At 64.2% G+C, this 15,675-nt stretch carries 16 protein-coding genes; 12 read left to right on the top strand and 4 right to left on the bottom strand.

What is annotated here, in order from left to right; genetic code table 11:
- From NKJ77_RS17020 to NKJ77_RS16975, 10 genes are all read left to right on the top strand, one after another.
- Positions 1 to 1,113: an ABC transporter ATP-binding protein gene (locus NKJ77_RS17020; protein ID WP_023738111.1), complete on the top strand. Its 1,113-nt coding sequence runs from the start codon at positions 1 to 3 to the stop codon at positions 1,111 to 1,113.
- Positions 1,106 to 2,119: an ABC transporter ATP-binding protein gene (locus NKJ77_RS17015; RefSeq protein WP_023738110.1), complete on the top strand. Its 1,014-nt coding sequence runs from the start codon at positions 1,106 to 1,108 to the stop codon at positions 2,117 to 2,119. The genes NKJ77_RS17020 and NKJ77_RS17015 overlap by 8 nt, the downstream gene beginning before the upstream one ends.
- Before the next feature lie 60 nt (positions 2,120 to 2,179).
- Positions 2,180 to 3,823, top strand: a complete 1,644-nt coding sequence (locus NKJ77_RS17010) for a dihydroxyacetone kinase subunit DhaK (protein ID WP_023831193.1) — start codon at positions 2,180 to 2,182, stop codon at positions 3,821 to 3,823.
- Positions 3,824 to 3,893: 70 nt separating this feature from the next.
- Positions 3,894 to 4,496 carry a dihydroxyacetone kinase subunit DhaL gene (gene dhaL, locus NKJ77_RS17005; RefSeq protein WP_023831194.1) on the top strand — a complete coding sequence of 201 codons (603 nt, stop codon included), beginning with the start codon at positions 3,894 to 3,896 and terminating at the stop codon, positions 4,494 to 4,496.
- Entirely contained in the window at positions 4,493 to 4,882 is a 390-nt protein-coding gene (dhaM, locus tag NKJ77_RS17000) for a dihydroxyacetone kinase phosphoryl donor subunit DhaM (RefSeq protein ID WP_023690004.1), read from the top strand. Before dhaL ends, dhaM begins: the two co-directional genes overlap by 4 nt.
- A 21-nt stretch (positions 4,883 to 4,903) precedes the next feature.
- The gene (locus NKJ77_RS16995; RefSeq protein WP_023684207.1) at positions 4,904 to 5,206 is read left to right on the top strand and encodes an HPr family phosphocarrier protein; all 303 of its coding nucleotides are present in this window, start codon (positions 4,904 to 4,906) and stop codon (positions 5,204 to 5,206) included.
- Positions 5,190 to 6,776, top strand: coding sequence for a phosphoenolpyruvate--protein phosphotransferase (gene ptsP, locus NKJ77_RS16990; protein ID WP_352535496.1), 1,587 nt, complete (start codon positions 5,190 to 5,192; stop codon positions 6,774 to 6,776). The genes NKJ77_RS16995 and ptsP overlap by 17 nt, the downstream gene beginning before the upstream one ends.
- Before the next feature lie 10 nt (positions 6,777 to 6,786).
- On the top strand, positions 6,787 to 7,212 hold the full coding sequence (locus tag NKJ77_RS16985) for a hypothetical protein (RefSeq protein ID WP_023668784.1): 426 nt from the start codon (positions 6,787 to 6,789) through the stop codon (positions 7,210 to 7,212).
- Between the two features lie 22 nt (positions 7,213 to 7,234).
- Entirely contained in the window at positions 7,235 to 8,221 is a 987-nt protein-coding gene (gene dhaK / locus NKJ77_RS16980) for a dihydroxyacetone kinase subunit DhaK (RefSeq protein ID WP_023668785.1), read from the top strand.
- Between the two features lie 448 nt (positions 8,222 to 8,669).
- Positions 8,670 to 9,695: a nucleotidyltransferase family protein gene (locus NKJ77_RS16975; protein ID WP_023732535.1), complete on the top strand. Its 1,026-nt coding sequence runs from the start codon at positions 8,670 to 8,672 to the stop codon at positions 9,693 to 9,695.
- A 17-nt stretch (positions 9,696 to 9,712) separates the two neighbouring features.
- On the opposite strand, the gene NKJ77_RS16970 is transcribed toward NKJ77_RS16975, so the two are convergent.
- From NKJ77_RS16970 to NKJ77_RS16955, 4 genes are all read right to left on the bottom strand, one after another.
- A complete protein-coding gene (locus NKJ77_RS16970; protein ID WP_023732536.1) occupies positions 9,713 to 10,708 on the bottom strand; it encodes a phosphoenolpyruvate carboxykinase (ATP) in 996 nt (331 codons plus the stop codon).
- Complete coding sequence (locus tag NKJ77_RS16965; RefSeq protein WP_023668789.1) at positions 10,705 to 11,139, bottom strand: lasso peptide biosynthesis B2 protein; 435 nt, start codon at positions 11,137 to 11,139, stop codon at positions 10,705 to 10,707. Before NKJ77_RS16965 ends, NKJ77_RS16970 begins: the two co-directional genes overlap by 4 nt.
- Positions 11,139 to 11,426, bottom strand: a complete 288-nt coding sequence (locus tag NKJ77_RS16960; RefSeq protein WP_023684213.1) for a PqqD family protein — start codon at positions 11,424 to 11,426, stop codon at positions 11,139 to 11,141. The genes NKJ77_RS16965 and NKJ77_RS16960 overlap by 1 nt, the downstream gene beginning before the upstream one ends.
- 545 nt (positions 11,427 to 11,971) lie before the next feature.
- Positions 11,972 to 12,769 carry a DUF2259 domain-containing protein gene (locus NKJ77_RS16955; RefSeq protein ID WP_352535495.1) on the bottom strand — a complete coding sequence of 266 codons (798 nt, stop codon included), beginning with the start codon at positions 12,767 to 12,769 and terminating at the stop codon, positions 11,972 to 11,974.
- 218 nt (positions 12,770 to 12,987) lie between these two features.
- Between NKJ77_RS16955 and NKJ77_RS16950 the strand changes: the two genes are divergently transcribed.
- A complete protein-coding gene (locus NKJ77_RS16950) occupies positions 12,988 to 14,895 on the top strand; it encodes a propionyl-CoA synthetase (protein WP_352535494.1) in 1,908 nt (635 codons plus the stop codon).
- Positions 14,896 to 14,966: 71 nt separating this feature from the next.
- Positions 14,967 to 15,668 carry a metallophosphoesterase family protein gene (locus NKJ77_RS16945; RefSeq protein WP_245266110.1) on the top strand — a complete coding sequence of 234 codons (702 nt, stop codon included), beginning with the start codon at positions 14,967 to 14,969 and terminating at the stop codon, positions 15,666 to 15,668.
- Positions 15,669 to 15,675 lie beyond the last annotated feature (7 nt).

Raw genomic sequence — 15,675 nt, 5'->3', positions numbered from 1 at the left:
ATGGCCGAAATCCGCGTCCAACATTTGAGAAAGGCCTTCGGCGATTTCGTCGCCGTGCAGGATTCCAGCTTCATCGTCGAGGATGGCGAGTTCTTCGTCATGCTTGGCCCGTCGGGCTGCGGCAAGACGACGACGCTGCGCATGATCGCCGGGCTGGAACTGCCGACGGGCGGCCAGATCCTGCTCGGCGGCGAGGATGTCACCATGCGCCGGGCGCGCGAACGCGACATCGCCTTCGTCTTCCAGCTTTTCGCGCTCTATCCGCATATGAATGTGCGCAAGAACATCGGCTTCCCGCTTCTCGCGCAAGGCATGCCGTCGGCCGAGATTCGAAGCCGTGTCGAGGAAACGGCGAAGCTGCTGCGCATCGACCATCTGCTCAACAAATCGGTCTCGGGCCTTGCCGGCGGTGACCGCCAGCGCGTGGCGCTCGGTCGCGCCATCGTGCGACGGCCAAAATGCTTCCTGATGGACGAGCCGCTCGGCACGCTCGACACCGAATTCCGCGATCTGATGGTGCATGAGCTGCGCGAGCTGCACAACCGCATCCACGCCACCACCGTCTATGTCACGCACGACCAGATGGAAGCGATGTCGATGGCCGACAAGATCGCCGTCATGAACCATGGCGTCATCGAACAGTTCGGCAGCCCGCGCGAAATCTACGACCGCCCGGCAACCATGTTCGTCGCCGACTTCATCGGCTCGCCGCCGATGAATTTCCTGGGCTTCGGTGGCGGGCTGGCGAAGGGGGCGAAGGAAATCGTCGTCCAGGGCGCCAAGGTGGCGGTGCCGGAAGTGCGCGAGGAAATTGCGCCCGCCGACATGGCGCTCGGCATCCGTCCCGAGCACATCCGTTTCGACGATGCGTCGAAACTGCGCGGCACCATCTACGGCACCGAATATCTCGGCACGACGCAGATCGTGGCGGTGGAGACGGCGGACGGCATCATCAAGGCGCGGGTGCCGGCCGAAATCCGGCTCGCTGCCGGCGATCATGTCGGGCTGACGTTGAACAGCGTGCGGCTGTCGCTGTTCGACAAGGGCTCGGGTCGGGCGGTGCGCACCGCGATCCACGATACCGCCTCTCAAGGGAGAGCGCAGCATGGCTGACGTGCACATCAAGGGCGTGACCAAAAGCTTCGGCGACCATGTCGCCGTCGATGGCCTCGACCTTAACATCGCCGATGGCGAATTCGTCGTGCTGCTCGGCCCGACCGGCGCCGGCAAGACGACGACGCTGAGATTGATCGCCGGACTGGAGCGGCCGGATGGCGGCACGATCCATATTGGCGGCCACGATGCGACGACGCTGTCGCCGGCCGAGCGCGACACCGCCTTCGTGTTCCAGCAATATTCGCTCTACCCGCATCTGTCGGTCTACGACAACCTCGCCTTCCCGCTGCGTTCGCCAGCGCGGAAAGTACCGGAGGACCAGATTCGCCGCCGCGTCGAAGAGGTGGCGAAGATGGTGCGCATCCACCACAAGCTGAACAACCGCTCGACCAAGCTTTCGGGTGGCGAAATGCAGCGCGTCGCCATTGGGCGCGCGCTGGTGCGCAAGCCGTCGATCTATTTGATGGACGAGCCGCTGTCGTCGCTCGACGCCAAATTGCGCGCCGATCTCAGGCTCGAACTCAAGCGCATCCAAGCCGAGCTCGGCGCCACCATGCTCTATGTCACGCACGACCAGATCGAGGCGATGACCATGGCGGACCGCATCGGCATCCTCAACAATGGCGTGCTGGTGCAGATCGGCACGCCGCGCACCATCTATTCCGAGCCGGCAAACCTTCATGTCGCCGCACGGCTCGGCCAGCCGGCGATCAATCTGCTGCCAGCGGGACTGCTGCCTGATGGTGGGGCGCCGACCGGAACCAAGACCATCGGCGCGCGCACCGAGCATCTGTCGATCGAGAAGACCGCAAACGGCCATGCCGACGGCGTCGTCGACTGGGTCGAACATCTCGGGGACCAGAACCATCTGCATGTTACGGTCGGCCCGAAGAAACTGGTGACGCTCACCGACCCCGATACGGATCTGGCCGAGGGCGACAAAGTGGTGATCCGCTACCGCTCGCCGCTGTATTTCGGCGCCGACGGACAAAGGCTGATGTGAAGATTTCGGCGGTCTAGACGCCGGCTTCTGACTGACGATTGCGAATACGGGACGAACTCGATGAAGCACTTTTTCAACCGCAGAGAAACGATCGTCACCGAGGCGCTGGATGGCCTGTTGCGGACCATCGGTTCCGGCGATCTCGCGCGCCTCGACGGTTATCCCGAGATCAAGGTCGTGCTGCGCGCCGACTGGGACAAGGCGAAAGTTGCCGTCGTCTCCGGTGGCGGCGCCGGACACGAACCGTCCCATGCCGGCTTTGTCGGCAAGGGCATGCTGACGGCGGCGGTTTCGGGCGAGATCTTCGCCTCGCCCAGCGTCGAGGCGGTGCTGGCCGCCATCCGCGCGGTGACCGGCCCCGCCGGCTGCCTGCTGATCGTCAAGAACTACACCGGCGACCGGCTCAATTTCGGCCTGGCGGCCGAGAAAGCGCGCGCCGAAGGGTTTCGCGTCGAGATGGCGATCGTCGCCGACGACATCGCCCTGCCGGATATCAACCAGCCGCGCGGCGTCGCCGGCACCTTGTTCGTACATAAGATCGCCGGCCATTTGTCGGAGACCGGTCAGGACCTGGCAGCCGTTGCTACAGCCGCTCGCGTGGCGGCGAAGGACATCATCTCGCTCGGCATGTCGCTGTCGTCCTGCTCGATCCCCGGCCAGCCACATGAAGAGCGGTTCGGCGAAAATGACGGCGAACTCGGCCTCGGCATCCATGGCGAGCCGGGCGTCGAGCGCATCGCCGTGCAGAGCGCCGACAGACTTGTGGCGATCATGGCGGAGCGGCTGGCGGTGCGGCTCGACCCGAACGCCAGCCACGCGTTGCTCATCAACAATCTCGGCTCGGTGCCGCCGCTCGAAATGTCGCTGGTCGCCAATGCCGTGCTGGCCTCGCCGCTGGCCAAGACCGTGAAGCTTGCGATCGGCCCAGGACCGCTGATGACGGCGCTCAACATGAACGGTTTTTCGCTGTCGCTGATCAAGCTCGATGCGGCGCGCGAGGCAGCCTTGCTGGCGCCTGTCGGCCCACATGCCTGGATGCCGGCCAAAACCGTCGTCGCGCCGGCTATCGTGCCTATGGCGAAAGCGGCTGGAAACAGTGCAGCCCAAAGGGCCAGCCAGGATTCCGGCACCAGGCGTTTGATCGTCACGGTCTGCGAACGGCTGATCGCGCTCGAAGAGACACTGAACGGGCTCGACGCCAAGGCGGGCGATGGCGATACCGGTTCGACGGTTGCGACCGGCGCGCGCAGCGTGCTGGAACGGCTCGATGCGCTGCCGCTGGCCGACCCTGCCGCCACGCTTGCGGCTATAGGCGATAGTCTGGGCGTCGCAATGGGCGGCTCCTCAGGCGTCTTGCTGTCGATCTTCTTCACGGCGGCGGCTCAGGCTTCGAACGGCGGAGCAACCCTGTCCAAGGCGCTGCTTGCCGGGCTTGACCGCATGACTTTTTACGGTGGCGCCAAGGTCGGCGACCGCACCATGGTCGATGCCTTGGAGCCGGCGCTGAAGGCGCTCGATGCCAAGGGGCTGGATGCCGCGGCTACAGCGGCACGGCACGGCGCCGAGGCGACCGCTGCCATGGAGAAGGCGAAGGCCGGACGCTCCGCCTATGTTGGCACCAAATTGCAAGGCGTAGTCGACCCTGGCGCCCATGCCGTGGCCGAAGTGTTCGCGGCCGCCGCCGCGCTGCATGCAACGGCCTGACGGCATGCTTAGATTGTCGAATGAAAACTCTTGCGATACTGCCGGCAGGATCGAAACCGGGAATCTGGACATGGCAGCGTTCGACCTTGCCAGGCTGATCACCGCCGCCGCGGACACGATCGCCGCTCACTCGGAAGAGTTGACCGCGCTCGACCAGGCGATCGGCGACGGTGACCATGGGCTGAACATGAAGCGCGGCTTCGAGGCTGTGCGCGCCGATGCCGGGGCGTTCGCTGCAAAGCCGCTGCCCGAGGCGCTGAAGGCGATCGGCACCAAGCTGGTGATGACGGTTGGCGGTGCGTCCGGGCCGCTCTTCGGTACATTGTTCCTGGCGCTCGGCAAGGAGATTTCGGGAGAGCCGGATCGTGCCAATCTGGCGGCTGTTTTCGGCAAGGCAATCGAAGCTGTGGCCGCCAGAGGCAAATCCCAGGTCGGTCAAAAGACCATGCTCGATGTGCTGCAACCCGTGCATGACGCATTGGTCAAAGGAAAGACGGCCATGGAAATCGCAGATGTCGCCGACGCGGCTGCCGAAGCGACCGTGCCGATGAAGGCAACACGCGGTCGCGCCTCATTCCTCGGCGACCGTTCTATCGGCCACATGGATGCCGGCGGACGCTCTGTGGCGCTGCTGGTGCGGACCGTCGCCGAAACCGTCGAGGGCCAAGCATGAGCAATGTCGGCATCGTCATCGTCTCGCATTCCCCGCTGGTTGCCGAAGGCACGGCCGACATGGTGCGGCAGATGGTGGGCGACGAAGTGCCGCTTGCATGGTGCGGCGGAAACGGCCATGGCGGGCTCGGCACCAGCGTCGAAGCGATCATGGGCGCCATCGACAAGGCGTGGTCGGAGGCGGGCGTCGCCATACTGGTCGATCTCGGCGGCGCCGAGACCAATTCGGAAATGGCGGTGGAAATGATCGGCGAGCCGCGGGCGCAGAAGATCGTCGTCTGCAACGCGCCGATCGTCGAAGGCGCGGTGATGGCCGCGACGGAGGCGTCCGGCGGCGCCTCGCTGAAGGAAGTGGTGGCGACGGCGCATGAATTGTCGCCGTCGTGAGCGAACGGGAATTTTGACCTGATGTCCGCATTTGCCGAGGCCACCGTCCTGATCACCCACGAGGTAGGTCTGCACGCGCGCCCTTCGGTGAAGTTCACCAAGCTTGCCAAGAGCTTTGCCGCCGAGGTGGAGATTGCGCTTGCCGCCAACGGCCCATGGTTCGACGCCAAGAGCATCGTCAAGGTGATGGCGGCCAGGGCGCCGAAAGGCACCATGCTGCACATCCGGGCCACAGGCGACGGCGCCGATGATGCCGTGAGAGCGCTGGCCGAGCTGGTGCGACGCGGTTTCGACGAGGATGCGGGCCATGCCCGAACCGCTTAGGCTGCAAGGCATTTCGGCCTCGGCCGGCTATGCCGAGGGGCCGTTGTTCAACCTCGACAACGGCACCGCGCACTACACGGGCAAGGCGAGCGCCGCGGACGAGAAGGCCGCATTGGAAGCAGCTATCGCCAGCGCGACGGACCGGCTCGCGACCCTGATCGAAACCGCCGATGACGAGGCCGCCGGCATTCTCGAATTCCAGCTCGCCATGCTTGGGGACGAGGCACTGACCGGCCCGGCTTTTGCCGCGATCGCGTCCGGCATGCCGGCTGACATGGCCTGGCGACAGGCGCTGGACGCCGAGATCTCCGGCTACGAAACGTCAGACCAGGACTATTTCCGGGCTCGCGCCGCCGATATCAGCGATATCCGCGACCGCGTGCTGCGCGCCCTTACCGAGGAGCAGGAGAGCGCTCCACCAGCCGGCGCCATTCTCTATGGCGAGGACATCGCGCCGACGCGCTTTCTCGAGACCGACTGGAGCACCGGCGGCGGCATCGCGCTGAGGGCCGGCAGCGCCGCCAGCCACGTCGCCATGCTGGCGCGCTCGCGCGGCGTGCCGATGGTGGTGGGGCTTGGCGCTTCGCCGGCTAATCCCGTCGGTCTGGCTCTGCTCGATGCGGAGCATGGCGGTATCGTGCTTTCGCCGACCACGACCGAGATCGAAGCGTTCCACCGGTCCTCGTCCTCGTTTGTGGCACATCGAGACACGGCCGGAGCCTATCTCGCGAAACCGGCGGTAACCCGGGCCGGCACGACGGTGCGCGTGCAGGTCAACATCGCCGATCCGTCCGAGGTCGATGGCATCGACATCTCGACCTGTGATGGCGTCGGGCTGATGCGCACCGAATTCCTGTTCGGCAAGGCGCCGCCGGACGAGGAGACGCAATACCAGGCCTATCGCAAGGTGCTGGAATGGGCAGGCGACAAGCCGGTGACCATCCGCACCGTCGATGCCGGCGGCGACAAGCCGGTGCCGGGCTTCACCGTCGAGGAGAGCAACCCGTTCCTCGGTCTGCGCGGCATCAGGCTGTCGCTGGCAAGGCCGGAGGTGTTTCGCGTACAGATCAGGGCGTTGCTGCGCGCGGCGGTGCACGGCAATCTGAAGGTGATGTTTCCGATGATCGCCGTCGCGGAGGAGTACCAACGCGCCGCCGCTCTGTTCGTGGAGGAGCAGGCCGGGCTTGCCGCGCGCGGCGTAGCGTACAAAATGCCGCCGCTCGGGATCATGGTCGAGGTGCCGTCGGTGGCGATCGCGCCGGAAGCGTTCGCCGATGTCGCCTTCTTCTCGATCGGTTCGAACGATCTGACCCAATATGTTATGGCCGCCGCCCGCGACAACGCTGCCGTGGCACACCTCAATTCGGTGCGTCATCCTGCCGTGTTGCGGCTGATCGGCTCGGTTGCCGCTTTTGGCCTGCGCGCGAAAATCCCAGTCAGCCTGTGCGGCGATGCCGGCGGCGATCCGGCATCGATCCCGGCACTGCTCGAGGCCGGCCTGCGGGATCTCTCGGTGGCTCCCGCCCAACTCGCCATGGCCAAGGCGGCCATCTCGGATGCATCGGTCTAGGATGACTGAGATGGCCGACAAGACACCAGAAGCCGGCTCGGAAGAGGCGATCCGCGCCTACAAGACGATCCTGTCGCAGGTCATCGACCAGCGACCGTCGGGTATGCGACAACGCCTTGCCGACGCGCTTGGCAAGCACCGCAGCTTCGTCACCCAGATTTCCAGCGCGGCCTATTCGACCCCGATCCCGTCAAAACATCTGCCGGCTATTTTTTCGGTCTGCCATTTCAGTCCGGCCGAGCGCGATCAGTTTCTGGCTGCCTATCATCTGGCGCATCCCGGCAAGATGTCGGTTGCGGCAGGCATGCGCAAGACCCGGCATGTCTCGCTGATCGTGCCCGATTTCGGCGACGACAAGCAGAATGCAGCGCTCGACAAGGCGATCAACGAATTCATCCAGAAGATCACCAGCATCACCGGCAGGAGTGGCGGCTGATCGTGTTGTGTCGGGAGGACACATGAAGAAGTTTATGAATTCCGTCGACACGGTGCTGACCGAAAGCCTCAACGGCTTCGTTGCAGCTCATGCCGACATCCTGGTGCTGGGCGAGGAGCACAAATTCATTCGCCGCAAGGTGATGAAGCCGGGGAAGGTGGCGCTGATCTCGGGCGGCGGTTCCGGCCACGAGCCGTTGCATGCCGGCTTTGTCGGTCACGGCATGCTGGACGCCGCCTGCCCCGGCCAGGTCTTCACCTCGCCAACGCCGGACCAGATACTGGCGGCGGCCGCCGCCGTCGATACCGGCGCCGGCTGCCTGTTCATCGTCAAGAACTATGAAGGCGACGTGATGAATTTCGACATGGCCGGCGAAATGGCCGACGGCGTCCTGCAGGTGGTGATCAATGATGACGTCGCCGTCGAGAATTCGTCCTTTACGACCGGCCGGCGCGGCGTCGCCGGCACGCTGGTGGTGGAGAAGATCGTCGGCGCCGCCGCCGAGCAAGGCATGGCGCTGGCGGATCTCAAGGCGCTCGGCGGTCGCATCAACAGCGCGACGCGTTCGATGGGCGTGGCGCTGACCAGTTGCACGGTGCCGGCGGCCGGCAGGCCGACCTTCGAGATTGGTGATGGCGAGATGGAATTCGGCGTCGGCATTCATGGCGAGCCCGGCCGGCGTCGCGACACGTTGAAAAGCGCCGATGCGATCGCCGAAGAGATTTGCGCCGCGATCCTGGGCGATCTCGGCGACAGGGCGAAAGGCCCGGCACTGTTGTTCATCAACGGCTTTGGCGGCACGCCGCTGATGGAGCTCTATCTGATGTACAACAGCGCCCGAAACATCTTCGAAAAACAGGGCGTGACGGTGACCCGCTCGCTGGTCGGGTCCTACGTGACATCGCTCGACATGGCCGGCTGCTCGATCACGCTGACCATGCTGGATGACGAGGCAACGTCAATGTGGGACGCGCCGGTGCACACAGCCGCGCTGCGCTGGGGACTGTAACGGAGGGGCCTTGCCCATATCCCGAACAGGCGGCTTATGAACTTGCCTTAGCCTGCGGGACCGGACGGACCGTTACCCGCAGTCACGCCGACAGATTGCCCGCCTGCAGCGCGGCTTGCCTTGCGGCCGACCGCTCCGGCTTCATCCAAACCGAAGCCGTAGAAGTCTTATCGCGGTATCGGCAGCGACGGCCCGGCCACCACGCTGGACAACTTTCCTGCCTTGCGCAGCACGGGCGCTTCATACTTTTTCTTGGCCATTCCAAACACCCTTTTCAGTCCAGTGCAAAAGAATGGACCGAAACCGTGGAAAGTCAATTCATGAGCTGGTTCTGCCACCACACGCTGGCTTCATGCATGCTTTTCTGCAACATACGCTCCTCTGAGTTGGTTGTTTGACGCAATTCCGGACGGGAATTGCTGATGTGGGCGAACGCAATCCGGGTTTGATGCTGCCATCTCTTGCGCCTGCCGATGAAAAACTGCTGCTGACCTTCGCCGACCCGGAGGCGCCGGCTGCCATTGGCCGTGACGTTGCTGCCGAAAGCTTGCTGGCACTGCTCGTCAATGCCGAGTTCCACGGCGTGCTTCCCATCATGCTGCGCAAGCTCAGCGAGATCGGCGACGCCCGACTGCCTGCGGACGCGGCCTTGCGGCAAAAGCTGTCGGAACTGCGTGATCAGTCGACGCTGGCGACCGGCCAGTCGATGCTGCTGCAATATCATGGCGACCGCATCATCAAGGGGCTCGCCGCCGCCAGCGTGCCGGCGCGCATCGTCAAGGGGCCTGTCTTCGCCCGCAAACTTTACCGCCACGCCGCCGACCGGCCTTTCACCGACATCGACATTCTGGTCGAGCCGGCCAGCATCGCCGCAGCCAACGCTGTGATTGCCGGATGCGGCTTTGAACTCTGGAGCGAGGAGACGCAGTCGCAGGACCTGCAGGAGTTCAAGTGGCTGGAGAAGGAGAATACCAGCCTGCTGATCGAACTGCACGGCAACCTGGTGCATGATTCCGGCATGCGGCGGCGGCTGTCGCTCGGCTTTCGCGAATTGCAGATCATCGACGGCAGCGAGGCCGACACGCCGGCCGCGCTGCTGACCATCGCCATTGTTCACGCCGCCGGCGGGCACAAGTTCCACCGGCTGCAGCTTTGCGTCGACGTGCTGCAGGGCGTGCGCGCGCTGCGGTCGCCCGCGGATGAAGACCGGCTTTTCGAGGCGGCGCGCATCAGCGGCATCGAGCTCGAACTGGCGACGGTTCTCAATGTGACGGGGCGGCTGTTTGATGCACCGCGCGCGATCGAACTGGCCGACCGCATCAAGCCCGACCTCTCGATATTTTTGGCCAAATGGCTGATCACCGGCGATACGCTGCTCGGCGTCAATTCCAGGGACAAGATGCATTCGCGCCTGCGCCGCGACGCCTTCCGCTGGATCCAGCGGCTCGCCAGGCCAAAGTCACGTTTTGCCTGAACTTGCCGCGCCGGCCGTCAGTCCGGCGCCGGCAGCGCGGCGCGGATCAACGGTGACGCCTCGGCCGGTTTTTCGCCGACTTCCAGGGTAAAGGTCGGGACGGCTTTGACCAGCGTTGCGATAGTTGCCATGCGGCGCCTCTGCGCCGGCAAAAGGCCGGTCATGCCGGTCCTGACATTGTCGGTGGCAAGCGCCACCAGGGCGTCTGTCCTGGTCATGGGCACGAGCCGGGTTTGCGCGTCCGCCGAGCGGGCGAGATGAAGCAGTGCCGCAACCGGTCTGCCGACAGTCTCCTCGATGCGGATGATCTCGGCGAGACGTTCCAGCGAGACGGCCTGCTCGCCATTGGCGTCCCATTTGTCGCCAAGGCAAGGCGCCACGAAGGGCAGCATTGCCGCCGTGTGGCGGTGGACCTTCACCTTGCGCGGCAAGCCCCAGGCCGTGATGCCGCCGCCGGCCAAAATCTTGAGGATCATGGCGTCATCAGAGCACAGGCCGAAGCCTTGCGACGCCAGCGCCAGCGACGTCGTCGACTTGCCGGTGCCGCTCGGCGCATGGATCAGCACCAGCGCCTCTCGGCCGGGCAATGTCAGGCCGGCGGTGTGCAGCATGTGCTGGTCGCCGGCATCAAGTGCTGCATCCAGCACCATCATCAGCACCGTCCATTTGACCTTGGCATCGGGATGGACTCGTATCTCGGCCCAGCCTCCATCGGCATTGATCGAGACGGTCTGCAGGCCGGGAAAGACCAGATGAACGGTGCCGCCACCGTCGATCAGCCGGCAATGGCCGTCCTCCGGCACGTCGCCGTCGAAAGCGAGTTTTCCGGCAGGCGATTCCGGTAACTCCCGCGTCTCGACGATGTCGACGCGGAAATCGGGCTCGGCCGGCCCGCTCACGCGCAACGTGCCGAGCATGAGGTCGAAGCTCGGCCAGAGATCGGCCCGCGAGGCCGATATGCTGATGACCTGGCCCTGGAGATCGTAGCAGAAGGTGGTCGCCGGACCGGTCAAGCAGCGTGTGCCTTTCCGGCATCGGCGTGATGGCGATAGATCTGGACCATGCCGGGGAGGCTGTCCGAGACCACTGGGCGGCCATCGAGACAGACCCAGCAATGGGCAGACATACGCGGCGCCTGCATCGACTTCGGATCGACGCCGAAGCGCAGATCCGGATCGAAGCCGGCAAAGCGCAGGAAGCGGTGGGCGAGCAGGCCCTCGCGCAGGCATCTGCGGTCGCGCATCAGCCAGGGGTGCCGGACGGTCCGGTTGACGGCAGCGACGATGTAGGCTGACGACAGGCCGCGATAAGGGGTGGGTGCGCTGAGCGGCGCCCATTTCAGCACCGATTCGAAGCTGCGGCGGCCGATCAGGGTCGGCATCAGCCGCGCGCTTGCCCATAAATGGACACGAAACAAAGCGCGCAGGAGAACGCCGTCCACCATCAGGGAGCCGGGTCGGCGAGAATGCCTTCGCTCACCAGTTCGGCGGCCAGCGCCGCCATGTCCTGGTCGAGCGTGCCCTTGTCGACCTCGAACTCGTCAGACAACAGGACGACGATCTGGTCAAGGCTGCGGGCGCCGTCCACCTTGTCGAGAAAGGCTTCGGTGGTGCCGTTGCAGGTGTAAAGCTGGCCGCTGCGCGCCAAGAGAACGACGGCGCCATCGCCGACATGCTGGACCGAGGCGTCGTCCGCGAGCCGCAGAACCATTTCAGAACCGATTTGGGCCATGGAGCCCCTCCACCATTTTCCTGGAGAGCAGATAGCGCGGCGATGCGGGTCTGTCCATTGCGCGGACGAGAGTGAGAACAGGCAGGCCTGACCGTTCTGTGGCAATCCGGCAACGCCACCATCCTCACGACACAGGCAACCGAAGCCTAATGGAGACATCCAACTTCAGATTGTGGTAACTTCCACATCGTTCAGAGCCTGAGAACAGGGAAGCACCCCAGAAATAGTCGGTGATTGCAGCTGGGAATCACCGCCGCAAACTGTCAAGCCAGCTATCTCGCAGGGTCAAGGTCTTGCTTTTCTTACCTAAAGTAAGCTATGGAGTCGCGGGGTTTTGGGAGAGCATTGGGTATGCGTTACAATTGGGAGCGGGCTCCGACCGCGTTCGAACGTCATCGAAAAGCATTGGCAGCCGCCATATTGATTGCGGGTGGCGTCGGGCTGATGCTGGCGGCCTTGCCGCTTTAAGAGCTGATATCCGACACGAACGCCCTGCTTTTCCGGGCGCATGAGCTTTTTCTGCCTGCCACAAGGGGGGCCGCAGCTTAGCGTGCCTGGCCGGTTACGGCGATGAAGCGGCGGTCGCGTCCTTCGAAGCCCTGGCTGAAGCGCTGCACCAGCACCGCCACTACCGCGGGCCTGCCGGGCGGGGTGTATTCGTAGGATTCCGACAGGCTGTAGGAAGTCGGGCAGTTGCGCGAGCCCGGCACGGCCTTGTCCTCGTGCAGCACCTTGAACGGCTTGCCGTCCTGCCCCTGCAGCGACAGGCGGAAGCCGCGGGCCTTGGCCGTCTTGTCCCCTTCAAGTGTCTTGTCGCCTTGAAGTGTCTTGTCGCCCGGAAGAACTTGGTCGCTTGGCTTCGCGTCATCAAAGCTTGCCGAGCAATCCTCCTTGCTGTCGGCAAGGATCTCATCGAGTTGGATGGTCGAAATCTGTGTTTCGCCATAGAACGGCGACAGCCATTTCTGCGCGGCCTGATCGAGGCGACGGATGTCGTTGTAGTCGACCGTGTCGTCCGGGAAGGTGAACCTGTCGGAGGCCGTGCGCGTGCCGCGCTCGGCGATGGCATATTTGGCCAGGATTGGCGCGGCCTGCTTTGCGGCCTGCGCCCGTGCCTGCTCCACCGTCGTGGTCGCCTCTTCCGATTCATCGAGGACAAGGATCGGCTTGCCGCCGACGAACTCGTCTGTGCTTGTGTCGATGATGTCGATCTGCGACCAGCCGGAAACGGCAGCGTCGAGCTCGCCATATTGCTCGAAGGCGAAATATTTGCCGTCGGGGGAAAAGCCGATGATGCGCCGCGCGGCGGCATCGCCGGCCTGGGCGGCGAAAACGATCGTCAACAGCAGCGCTGCTCCAACGGCAGATCCAACCCCGTATCGTACCGTCATTGCGCGCCCTGCCCCGATTTCAAACCCGGCCATGGTGCCTGCAATTTATGGCCAAGGCGAGATCGGCCAAGCCCCAAATATCGGGAAAGACATGGCATTTGGGGAAAGACGTGGCCGGGAAAACCCGCATAGGCTATTGCAAGATAGAGAGTTTTCCCGAGGAGGGATGAATGGCGTCACGCTACCACGAGGTCTATGACGGCTGGAAACGCGACCCGGAACAATTCTGGGCCGATGCGGCCGAGGCGATCGACTGGTATTCGCCGTGGGCCAGCGTCTTCGATGCCAAGGCGGGCGTTTACGGGCGCTGGTTCAACGGCGCCAGCTGCAACACCTGCTTCAACGCTCTCGATCGCCATGTCGCAGGCGGCCGCGCCGACCAGATCGCACTTATCTACGACAGCGCGATTACCGGCACGGTCAAGAAATTCACCTATGCCGAATTGAAGCGCGAAGTGGTAGCGCTGACTTCGGTGCTCAAGAACCGCGGCATTCGCAAAGGCGACCGCGTCATCATCTACATGCCGATGGTGGCCGAAGCGGCGGTCGCGATGCTTGCCTGTGCCCGCATCGGCGCGGTGCATTCGGTGGTGTTCGGCGGCTTTGCCTCGCACGAGCTCGCCACCCGCATCGAGGACGCCAAGCCGAAGCTGGTCATCTCCGCGTCCTGCGGCCTGGAGCCTGGACGTGTCGTGGCCTACAAGCCGCTGCTCGACAAGGCGATCGAAATGTCCCGCCACAAGCCGGACGCCTGCCTGATCCTGCAGCGCGACCAGCTGCGCTGCGATCTGAGGGAGCATTACGATATCGATTTTGCCGACGCCGTTGCCCGCGAGCGCGCCGCGGGCGCCAACGTCGATTGCGTTCCGGTGCTCGCCACCGACCCGCTCTACATCATCTACACCTCCGGCACGACCGGCCAGCCTAAGGGCATCGTGCGCGACAATGGCGGCCACATGGTCGCGCTCAAATGGACGATGGAAAACGAATTCGGCGTCAGACCGGGCGAAGTGTTCTGGGCGGCCTCCGATGTCGGCTGGGTGGTCGGCCATTCCTACATCGTTTACGGACCGCTGCTGCATGGTGCGACAAGCGTGCTGTTCGAGGGCAAGCCGATCGGCACACCCGACGCCGGCACCTATTGGCGGGTGATCGCCGAACACGGCGTGGTCGCGCTGTTCACCGCGCCGACAGCCTTCCGCGCCATCAAGGGGCAGGACCCCAAGGGCGAATTCGTGCCGAACTACGATCTGTCGAAATTCCGCACTCTGTTCCTGGCCGGCGAACGCGCAGACCCGGAAACCATCAAATGGGCGGAGCAGAAACTCAACGTGCCGGTGGTCGATCATTGGTGGCAGACCGAGACCGGCTCGCCGATGACCATCAACCCGGCGGGCCTCGGCCTGCTGCCGGTGAAATACGGCTCGCCCGGCGTGCCGATGCCGGGCTACGACATTCGCGTGCTCGACGATGCCGGCCATGAAGTGCCGCGCGGCACACTTGGCAATGTGGTGGTGAAACTGCCGCTGCCGGCCGGCTGCCTGCCGACGCTGTGGAATGCCGACGAGCGTTTCCGGCAAGCCTATCTCGAGGAATTTCCCGGCTTCTACAAGACGGCCGATGCCGGCATGATCGACGAGGACGGCTACCTCTATGTCATGGCGCGCACAGACGACATCATCAATGTCGCCGGACACCGGCTGTCGACCGGAGCCATGGAGGAGGTGCTTTCAGCGCATCCCGATGTTGCCGAATGCGCCGTCATCGGCGTCGCTGACGCTATGAAGGGCCAGGTCCCGCTCGGCTTCGTCGTGCTCAATGCCGGTGTGTCGCGCGATACCGCTGCCATCGAAGGCGAAGTGGTGGGGCTGGTGCGCGAACGGATCGGCCCGGTCGCCGCCTTCAAGACGGTGGTGACGATCAAGCGCCTGCCCAAGACGCGCTCCGGCAAGATCCTGCGCGGCACCATGCAGAAGATCGCCGACAAGGAAGAATGGACGATGCCGGCGACCATCGACGATCCCGCCATTCTTGACGAGATCACCGCGGCGCTCAAAGCCCGCGGCATCGGGGTCTGACAGCCCCAGTGGCGTTGTTTCAGCGGTCCAGACCTCCCCGGCCGGCGCCGCGCGAGCGCCTGGAAATGGATATGGACGACACCGTCGTCTACGCGATCGGCGACGTGCATGGCTGCTACAAGGAATTGCTGTCGCTGGAGCAGAAGATCCAGCTCGACGCGCTGCAATTTCGCGGCCGCAAGATTATCGTCATGCTCGGCGACTATATCGATCGCGGGCCGCAATCGGCGCGCGTGCTCGATCATGTCTTGGCGCTACCGCCAACAGGGTTCCTGCGCGTCTGCCTGGCGGGAAACCACGAAGTGGCGATGCTGAACTATCTCGACGGCTATCTGTCGCGGGACCGCTGGCTGGCGGTCGGCGGCCGCGAGACGCTGTTTTCCTATGGGGTTGATCCGGCGCGGCTTGCCAGCCTCTATGCCTCGAGCGACGAGGTCGACCGGCGCGTGAAGGAAGTCATTCCGGCCAGCCATATCGACTTTCTGCGCAGCCTGCCGGTGCTGCTCTGTTCGGATAAATTCGTTTTCGTCCATGCCGGCATCAGGCCGGGTATCGACCTGGTCGCACAGGATGAGCAGGACCTGCTCAACATCCGCGACGAGTTCTTCAACACCGCCCATCTGCTCGACCGCTTTGTGGTGCATGGGCACACGCCGGTCGATATCCCCAGGCTTGACGGGCGAAGGCTCGGGATCGACACCGGCGCCTTTCAAAGCGGCCGGCTGACAGCGCTCAGGATCGCGGGTAAATTCGGCAAGCTGATCTTTTCCTGACCTGCCG

This window comes from Mesorhizobium sp. M0052, from assembly GCF_040323255.1.
Classification (GTDB): domain Bacteria; phylum Pseudomonadota; class Alphaproteobacteria; order Rhizobiales; family Rhizobiaceae; genus Mesorhizobium.
This window is presented reverse-complemented; position numbering and strand designations above follow the sequence as displayed.

What these genes read in the sequence shown, in the direction of transcription:
- dhaK (WP_023668785.1), top strand. Translation starts at nt 7,235, where the DNA reads ATGAAGAAGTTTATGAATTCCGTCGACACGGTGCTGACCGAAAGCCTC.
- dhaL (WP_023831194.1), top strand. Translation starts at nt 3,894, where the DNA reads ATGGCAGCGTTCGACCTTGCCAGGCTGATCACCGCCGCCGCGGACACG.
- NKJ77_RS16995 (WP_023684207.1), top strand. Translation starts at nt 4,904, where the DNA reads ATGTCCGCATTTGCCGAGGCCACCGTCCTGATCACCCACGAGGTAGGT.
- NKJ77_RS16950 (WP_352535494.1), top strand. Translation starts at nt 12,988, where the DNA reads ATGGCGTCACGCTACCACGAGGTCTATGACGGCTGGAAACGCGACCCG.
- NKJ77_RS16945 (WP_245266110.1), top strand. Translation starts at nt 14,967, where the DNA reads ATGGACGACACCGTCGTCTACGCGATCGGCGACGTGCATGGCTGCTAC.
- NKJ77_RS17020 (WP_023738111.1), top strand. Translation starts at nt 1, where the DNA reads ATGGCCGAAATCCGCGTCCAACATTTGAGAAAGGCCTTCGGCGATTTC.
- NKJ77_RS16975 (WP_023732535.1), top strand. Translation starts at nt 8,670, where the DNA reads ATGCTGCCATCTCTTGCGCCTGCCGATGAAAAACTGCTGCTGACCTTC.
- NKJ77_RS17010 (WP_023831193.1), top strand. Translation starts at nt 2,180, where the DNA reads ATGAAGCACTTTTTCAACCGCAGAGAAACGATCGTCACCGAGGCGCTG.
- ptsP (WP_352535496.1), top strand. Translation starts at nt 5,190, where the DNA reads ATGCCCGAACCGCTTAGGCTGCAAGGCATTTCGGCCTCGGCCGGCTAT.
- NKJ77_RS16965 (WP_023668789.1), bottom strand. Translation starts at nt 11,139, where the DNA reads ATGGTGGACGGCGTTCTCCTGCGCGCTTTGTTTCGTGTCCATTTATGG.
- NKJ77_RS16960 (WP_023684213.1), bottom strand. Translation starts at nt 11,426, where the DNA reads ATGGCCCAAATCGGTTCTGAAATGGTTCTGCGGCTCGCGGACGACGCC.
- dhaM (WP_023690004.1), top strand. Translation starts at nt 4,493, where the DNA reads ATGAGCAATGTCGGCATCGTCATCGTCTCGCATTCCCCGCTGGTTGCC.
- NKJ77_RS17015 (WP_023738110.1), top strand. Translation starts at nt 1,106, where the DNA reads ATGGCTGACGTGCACATCAAGGGCGTGACCAAAAGCTTCGGCGACCAT.
- NKJ77_RS16985 (WP_023668784.1), top strand. Translation starts at nt 6,787, where the DNA reads ATGGCCGACAAGACACCAGAAGCCGGCTCGGAAGAGGCGATCCGCGCC.